The sequence below is a fragment of the Kitasatospora sp. NPDC059088 genome, from assembly GCF_042738155.1.
Classification (GTDB): Bacteria; Actinomycetota; Actinomycetes; order Streptomycetales; family Streptomycetaceae; genus Kitasatospora.
Map to the genome: position 1 here is coordinate 23,280 of NZ_JBHYGR010000117.1, position 6,923 is coordinate 30,202.

The 6,923-nt window shown below is 72.5% G+C and carries 6 protein-coding genes; 5 read left to right on the forward strand and 1 reads right to left on the reverse strand.

The window, feature by feature from the left end:
- The first annotated feature begins 29 nt into the window (after positions 1-29).
- The 5 genes from dxr to ACFWXO_RS35550 all read left to right on the forward strand — a co-directional run bounded on the left by dxr (position 30) and on the right by ACFWXO_RS35550 (position 5,768).
- Entirely contained in the window at positions 30-1,274 is a 1,245-nt protein-coding gene (gene dxr / locus ACFWXO_RS35530; RefSeq protein ID WP_375896102.1) for a 1-deoxy-D-xylulose-5-phosphate reductoisomerase, read from the forward strand.
- A 105-nt stretch (positions 1,275-1,379) separates the two neighbouring features.
- The gene (locus ACFWXO_RS35535; protein ID WP_375896100.1) at positions 1,380-2,684 is read left to right on the forward strand and encodes an RIP metalloprotease; all 1,305 of its coding nucleotides are present in this window, start codon (positions 1,380-1,382) and stop codon (positions 2,682-2,684) included.
- A 144-nt stretch (positions 2,685-2,828) separates the two neighbouring features.
- Complete coding sequence (gene ispG, locus ACFWXO_RS35540; RefSeq protein WP_350518302.1) at positions 2,829-3,989, forward strand: flavodoxin-dependent (E)-4-hydroxy-3-methylbut-2-enyl-diphosphate synthase; 1,161 nt, start codon at positions 2,829-2,831, stop codon at positions 3,987-3,989.
- Positions 3,990-4,176: 187 nt separating this feature from the next.
- Complete coding sequence (locus tag ACFWXO_RS35545; protein ID WP_375896145.1) at positions 4,177-5,052, forward strand: GNAT family N-acetyltransferase; 876 nt, start codon at positions 4,177-4,179, stop codon at positions 5,050-5,052.
- A gap of 179 nt (positions 5,053-5,231) precedes the next feature.
- Positions 5,232-5,768: a GNAT family N-acetyltransferase gene (locus ACFWXO_RS35550; RefSeq protein ID WP_375896097.1), complete on the forward strand. Its 537-nt coding sequence runs from the start codon at positions 5,232-5,234 to the stop codon at positions 5,766-5,768.
- Between the two features lie 39 nt (positions 5,769-5,807).
- Here the strand turns inward: ACFWXO_RS35550 and ACFWXO_RS35555 are convergent, their stop codons facing one another.
- Positions 5,808-6,755: an aminoglycoside phosphotransferase family protein gene (locus tag ACFWXO_RS35555; protein ID WP_380529261.1), complete on the reverse strand. Its 948-nt coding sequence runs from the start codon at positions 6,753-6,755 to the stop codon at positions 5,808-5,810.
- Positions 6,756-6,923 lie beyond the last annotated feature (168 nt).

The window sequence follows — 6,923 nt, forward strand, 5'->3', positions numbered from 1 at the left end:
AAAGGTCTCGGACAGGACACAATGGGCGCATGACTTCGCTCGCCCACCCGCAGCTGCGTTTCACGCCCACCGTGGCGGACCCCTCCGGCCCCCGGGAGCTGGTGATCCTCGGTTCCACCGGGTCGATCGGCACCCAGGCCGTCGACGTCGTGCTCCGCAACCCGGACCGGTTCCGGGTGGTCGCGCTGTCGGCGGCCGGCGGCCGGGTGGAGCTGCTGGCCGAGCAGGCGCTGCGGCTGGGCGTGCACACCGTGGCGGTGGCCGATCCGGCGGCGGAGCCGGCGCTGCGCGAGGCGCTGGCCGCGAAGGCGGCGGGCCGGCCGCTGCCGGCCGTGCTGGTGGGGCCGGACGCGGCGACCGAGCTGGCCGCGGTGGAGTGCCACTCGGTGCTGAACGGCATCACCGGTTCGATCGGCCTGCGGCCGACGCTGGCCGCGCTGCGGGCGGGCCGGGTGCTGGTGCTGGCCAACAAGGAGTCGCTGATCGTCGGCGGTCCGCTGGTGAAGGCGGTGGCGAAGCCGGGCCAGATCGTGCCGGTGGACTCCGAGCACGCGGCGCTGTTCCAGGCGCTGGCGGGCGGCACCCGGGCCGAGGTCCGCAAGCTGGTGGTGACGGCGAGCGGGGGCCCGTTCCGCACCCGGACCAGGGAGCAGCTGGCCGGGGTGACCCCGCAGGAGGCGCTGGCGCACCCGACCTGGGCGATGGGCCCGGTCGTCACGATCAACTCGGCCACCCTGGTGAACAAGGGCCTGGAGGTGATCGAGGCGCACCTGCTGTACGACGTGCCGTTCGACCGGATCGAGGTCGTGGTCCATCCGCAGTCGGTGGTGCACTCGATGGTGGAGTTCACCGACGGTTCGACGCTGGCGCAGGCGAGCCCGCCGGACATGCGGATGCCGATCGCGCTGGGTCTGGGCTGGCCGGACCGGGTGCCGGGAGCGGCGCCCGCCTGTGACTGGACCAAGGCCGCGACCTGGGAGTTCTTCCCGCTGGACGACGAGGCCTTCCCGGCCGTCGAGCTGGCCCGTGAGGTGGGCACCCTGGGCGGAACGGCGCCGGCGGTGTTCAATGCGGCGAACGAGGAGTGCGTGGAGGCCTTCCTGAAGGGCCGCCTCGCCTTCACCGGGATCGTGGACACTGTTGCCAAGGTCGTGGCCGAGCACGGACAGCACGACGGTCGGACGGCCGCGGCGGGAACTTCCCTGACCGTCGAGGACGTCCTGCACGCGGAGGACTGGGCCCGTGCCCGGGCCCGCGAGCTGGCGGCGGGCTGACGTCCACGCCTCCGGCGGCGGTGCCCGGCACGACCGGGACCGCGGTACGGCACGGATCGCGGTACGACGAGACGATGAGCGGAGCGGCATGACGGAGGACCAGCGGTGGCAACGGTTTTGACGGTGGTCGGCATCCTGGTCTTCGTGGTCGGATTGCTCGTCTCGATCGCCTGGCACGAGCTCGGCCACCTCTCCACGGCCAAGCTCTTCGGCATCCGGGTGCCCCAGTACATGGTCGGCTTCGGCCCGACCATCTGGTCGCGCCGGAAGGGCGAGACCGAGTACGGGATCAAGGCGATCCCCTTCGGCGGGTACATCCGGATGATCGGGATGTTCCCGCCGGGCGAGGACGGCCGGATCACCAAGCGCAGCAGCTCGCCCTGGCGGTCCATGATCGAGGACGCCCGTGAGGCCTCCTACGAGGAGCTCCAGGAGGGCGACGAGACCCGGCTGTTCTACACCCGCAAGCCCTGGAAGCGGGTCATCGTCATGTTCGCCGGGCCGTTCATGAACCTGGTCCTGGCGTTCGGGCTGTTCCTGACGGTCATGATGGGCTTCGGCGTCACCATGGCGGTGCCGACCATCGGCTCGGTCGCCCAGTGCGTGGTCAAGGCCGGTCAGCCGACCGACACCTGCCCCGCCGACGCGCCCAAGACCCCGGCCAACGAGGTGGGTCTGCGCCAGGGGGACAAGGTGCTCTCCTTCGACGGCGACCGGATCCGCGACTACGACCAGCTCCAGGCGGACATCCGGAAGTCGGCGGGCAAGCAGGTGGCGATCGTCGTGGAGCGCGGCGGCCAGCAGCTCACCTTCACGCCCACCATCGCCGTCAACGACGTGCAGAAGTACGACGGCAACGGCGTGCCGGAGAAGGGCCGGACCGTCCAGGCCGGGTTCCTCGGGTTCACCCCGAAGAGCGAGACGGTCCAGCTCGGCCTCGGGCAGTCGGTCGACCGGATGTACGACATGGCCGAGAACGGGGTGAAGTCGCTGGCCGCCCTGCCCGGCAAGATCCCGGGCCTGTGGAACGCCGTCGTCGGCGACGCCCCGCGCGACCCGGACTCGCCGATCGGCATGGTCGGCGCCGCCCGGGTCAGCGGCGAGGTGTTCTCCCTGCACGAGTCGGCCGCCCAGCGGATCGCGATCTTCGTGAACCTGCTGGCCGGCATCAACCTGTCGCTCTTCCTGTTCAACATGCTGCCGCTGCTGCCGCTGGACGGCGGCCACATCGCGGGCGCGGTCTGGGAGTCGGTCCGCCGCCGGTTCGCACAGCTGTTCCGGCGGCCCGATCCGGGCCCGTTCGACGTCGCCAAGCTGATGCCGGTCGCGTACGTCGTGGCCAGCATCTTCATCGGGTTCACCCTGCTGGTGATGGTGGCCGACCTGGTGAACCCGGTGAAGATCGGCTAGGACGTTCGGGTACGGCGGGTGTGCTGGGCCCCCGGACCGTGCCGTACCGTGGAGGCCGGGTGCGCGATCGTGGCGCGCCCGGCCTCGGCCGTCCCAACGGCCGGGCGGTCGATCCACACCTCAACCCCGGGGAACCCTGCGCACATGACCGCGATCTCGCTCGGTATTCCGTCCCTGCCGCTCAAGCCACTGGCCAAGCGCCGGTACTCCCGGCAGATCATGGTCGGCAACGTGCCGGTCGGCGGCGACGCACCCGTCTCCGTGCAGTCGATGACCACCACCGTGACCGCCGACATCAACGCCACGCTGCAGCAGATCGCGGAACTGACCGCGTCCGGCTGCCAGATCGTCCGCGTCGCCTGCCCGTCCCAGGACGACGCCGACGCGCTGCCGATCATCGCCAAGAAGTCGAAGATCCCGGTCATCGCGGACATCCACTTCCAGCCCAAGTACGTCTTCGCGGCGATCGACGCCGGCTGCGCCGCGGTGCGCGTCAACCCGGGCAACATCAAGGCCTTCGACGACAAGGTCGGCGAGATCGCCAAGGCCGCCAAGGACGCCGGGGTGCCGATCCGGATCGGCGTCAACGCCGGCTCGCTCGACAAGCGGCTGCTGGAGAAGTACGGCCGCGCCACCCCCGAGGCGCTGGTCGAGTCCGCCCTCTGGGAGTGCTCGCTGTTCGAGGAGCACGACTTCCGCGACATCAAGATCTCGGTCAAGCACAACGACCCGGTCGTGATGATCAACGCCTACCGCCAGCTCGCCGCCGCCTGCGACTACCCGCTGCACCTGGGCGTCACCGAGGCCGGTCCGGCCTTCCAGGGCACCATCAAGTCCGCGGTCGCCTTCGGCGCGCTGCTCGCCGAGGGCATCGGCGACACCATCCGGGTCTCGCTGTCGGCCCCGCCGGCCGAGGAGATCAAGGTCGGCAACCAGATCCTGGAGTCGCTCGGGCTGCGCGAGCGCGGCCTGGAGATCGTCTCCTGCCCGTCCTGCGGCCGCGCCCAGGTCGACGTCTACAAGCTCGCGGAGGAGGTCACCGCCGGGCTGGAGGGCATGGAGGTGCCGCTGCGGGTCGCCGTCATGGGCTGCGTCGTGAACGGGCCGGGCGAGGCCCGCGAGGCCGACCTCGGGGTCGCCTCCGGCAACGGCAAGGGCCAGATCTTCGTCAAGGGCCAGGTGATCAAGACCGTTCCCGAGTCGAAGATCGTCGAGACCCTGATCGAGGAGGCGCTCAAGCTCGCCGAGCAGATGCAGGGGGAGGGCGTCGAGGCCGGTTCGCCGACCGTCGTCGCCGCGGAGTGACCGCCGAGCGGTCACGTCCTCGCGGGGTGGCCGCCGAGCGGTCCGAGCGCGGGTGCAGCGAAGTTTTCCGGAAGCGGGGCCGTCCGTTCGCGGACGGCCCCGCGGCCGTAGCCGGGTGGGGCCACGGAGTAGGGTGCGGCCAGAGTCGTCTCAGTGAGGTGCTGTCTCGATGATCGATCGAGGTGTGATGCTCCCCAGCTCCTTCCAGGCCGCCCGGGCGCTGGCCACCACCCGCGTGCTGGAACCGCCCGACCTGGCGGACGCCCTGGAGATCCTCCACCGCGACCCGGTCGCCAACGCCTTCGTCGCGACCCGGGTCGAGGCCGTCGGGCTGGACCCGTGGCGGCTCGGCGGGGAGATGTGGGGCTGGTACGGCGCGGACGGCGTGCTCGACGCCCTCTGCTACGCCGGGGCGAACCTCGTCCTGGTCAACGCCGGGCCGCAGGCCGTCGCCGCCTTCGCGGAGCGGGCCCGGCGGCAGGGCCGGCGCTGCTCCTCGATCGTCGGACCGGCCGGGGCGACCGCCGCCTTCTGGGCGCTGCTGGAACGGAGTTGGGGCCCCGCACGCGAAGTCCGGGGCCACCAACCGCTGTTGGCGACCTCCTCGCCGTCCGCGGAGATCGCGCCCGACCCGCTGGTACGCCGGGTGCGGCGCACCGAGGTGGAGGCGCTGATGCCCGCCTGCGTGGCGATGTTCACCGAGGAGGTGGGGGTGTCGCCGCTGGCCGGCGACGGCGGGCTGCTCTACCAGGCCCGGGTGGCCGAACTCGTCACCACCGGGCGGTCGTTCGCGCGCTTCGCCGAGGACGGCCGGGTGGTGTTCAAGGCCGAGATCGGAGCCGTGACCCAGGGCGCCTGCCAGATCCAGGGCGTCTGGGTGGCGCCCGAGCACCGCGGCCAGGGGCTGTCCGAGACCGGGATGGCGGCCGTGCTGGACGTCGCGCTGCGCGAGGTGGCGCCGGTGGTCTCGCTGTACGTCAACGACTACAACCTGCGGGCGCGGGCCGCGTATCGACGGGTCGGGTTCCGGGAGGTCGGGGCCTTCATGAGCGTGCTGTTCTGACCTCCTCCCGGGGGCGGTGGGTCGGGGGTGCGGTGGGGTCGGTGGGTCGGTGGGGCCCGGGCGCTTCCGGGGTGCCCGGGTGCGGGGCGGTGTTGTGGCGCGGTTCGCCGGTGTTTCGCCGGTTGTTGGGTTCCGATCTTCGGCCGCGCCAGGGGGCCGCTGGTAGTAACGTCCGGAGCATGGATCAGCTGACCGGGGTGACGATCGAGGCCATCGACCTCGCGGCCTGGGCGCCGCAGGCGCTGGAGGTCCAGGCGGTGGCGTTCGGGCTGACGCCCGAGGAGGTCGCGGTCCGGCTGCACATCGTCGGGCGGCACGCCCGGCAGCCCGGGGTGATCGCCTTCGGGGCGATGAGCGGCGGCCGGCTGGTCGGGTTCGGGTACGGGATGCCGAACCAGCGGGACCACTGGTGGAGCACCGTCATCGAGCCGTACCTGACCGCACGGGGCTACGGGGACTGGCTGGACGGCGTGTTCGCGGTCACCGAACTGCACGTGCTGCCGGAGTTCCAGGGCCAGGGCGTGGGCTCGCGGCTGATCCGGCTGCTGTGCGAGGGCTCGGGCCTGGAGCGAAGCATCCTGTCGGCGATCGACGCGGAGACACCGGCCCGGCGGCTCTACCGGGCGCTGGGCTACCAGGACCTGGCCCGGGCGGTGCGGTTCCCGGCGACGGACCGGCTGTACGCGGTGATGGGGGCGCGGTTGCCGTTGCGGTAGCCGTTGCCGTTGCCGTAGCGGTGGCCCGGGGGGTCGGTCCTAGTCGGAGAGGTGACCGGCGAGTTCCAGGTGGAGTTCGGCGTCCTCGTGGCGGCTCGTGGCCAGTGCGCGAAGGGCCAGGTCGACGGCGCGGAACAGGGCCCAGCCGCGCAGGCGGTCCCGGTCGACGTCGAGGGCGTCGGCGAGCTGCTGGAGCCTGCGGCGGACCGCGGCCGGGGCGCCGGGGGAGCCGATCAGGGTGTCCGCGCGGTCCAGGGCGAGGCGGGCCAGGTCGTAGGCGCGCTCGCCGGTCAGCGGGCGGGGGTCGATGGCCAGCCAGGGGGCGCGGTCGGCGGCGAGCACGTTGCCGTGGTGGAAGTCGCCGTGCAGCAGGAGGTTCTCGTCGGCGGAGGCGGTCAGGGCCCGGGCGGTGGCGAGGGCCTCGTCGATGAGGGGCTGGGCGGCGGCTGCGGCGGGGTGGGTGCGGTGCTCTGCGAGGCGGGCGGCGGTGTCCGTGACGCGGTCGGCGAGGGTGGGGAGTTCGGGGCCGGCGGGCTGTGCGGGGCTGGAGGGCGGTTCGACCCAGAGGCGGTGCAGCAGGCTGGTGGCCTCCAGCATCGCCTTGGCCTCGGCGAGGGAACGCAGCGGGATGTCGCCGTGCAGGCGCTCCAGGAGGAGGACTCCCGCGTCGGGGTCGGCGTCGAGCAGCAGGACGGCGCCGCGGCCGGCCCAGTGGGTGAGCGCGGTGTGCTCGTGGGCGGTCTCGGGGGTGACCAGTCCGGCCTTGAGGACGGCGGGGGAGAGGTCGTCGCGGTGGACGTACGCGATCAGGCTGAGGCTGCCGCCGGGGTCCAGGGTGCGTTCGAGGGTGAGGTTCCAGCGGGCCAGATGGGTGGTGGCCGCGGCCGGCAGAGCGGCGAGCCATTGGCGGCCGGGCTCGCCGTGGGTGGCGGTGACGGTGGTCGTCAGCCGGGTGGGGGCGGTGATCTTTGGGGCGGGTCCGGACATGGGTCCATTGTCGGGGCTTGTGGGGGGCGCTGCGCGGGGCTGTTGGTGGGTGGGGGGCTTTCGGGAGGGGGGGTGGGTCCGGGGGCGGTTCCGGGGGTGGGTGCTCCGGCGGTTGGGTGATTTTCCGACTGCCGACTCTGTGGGTGGGGTGTGCAGACCGTTGGCAGT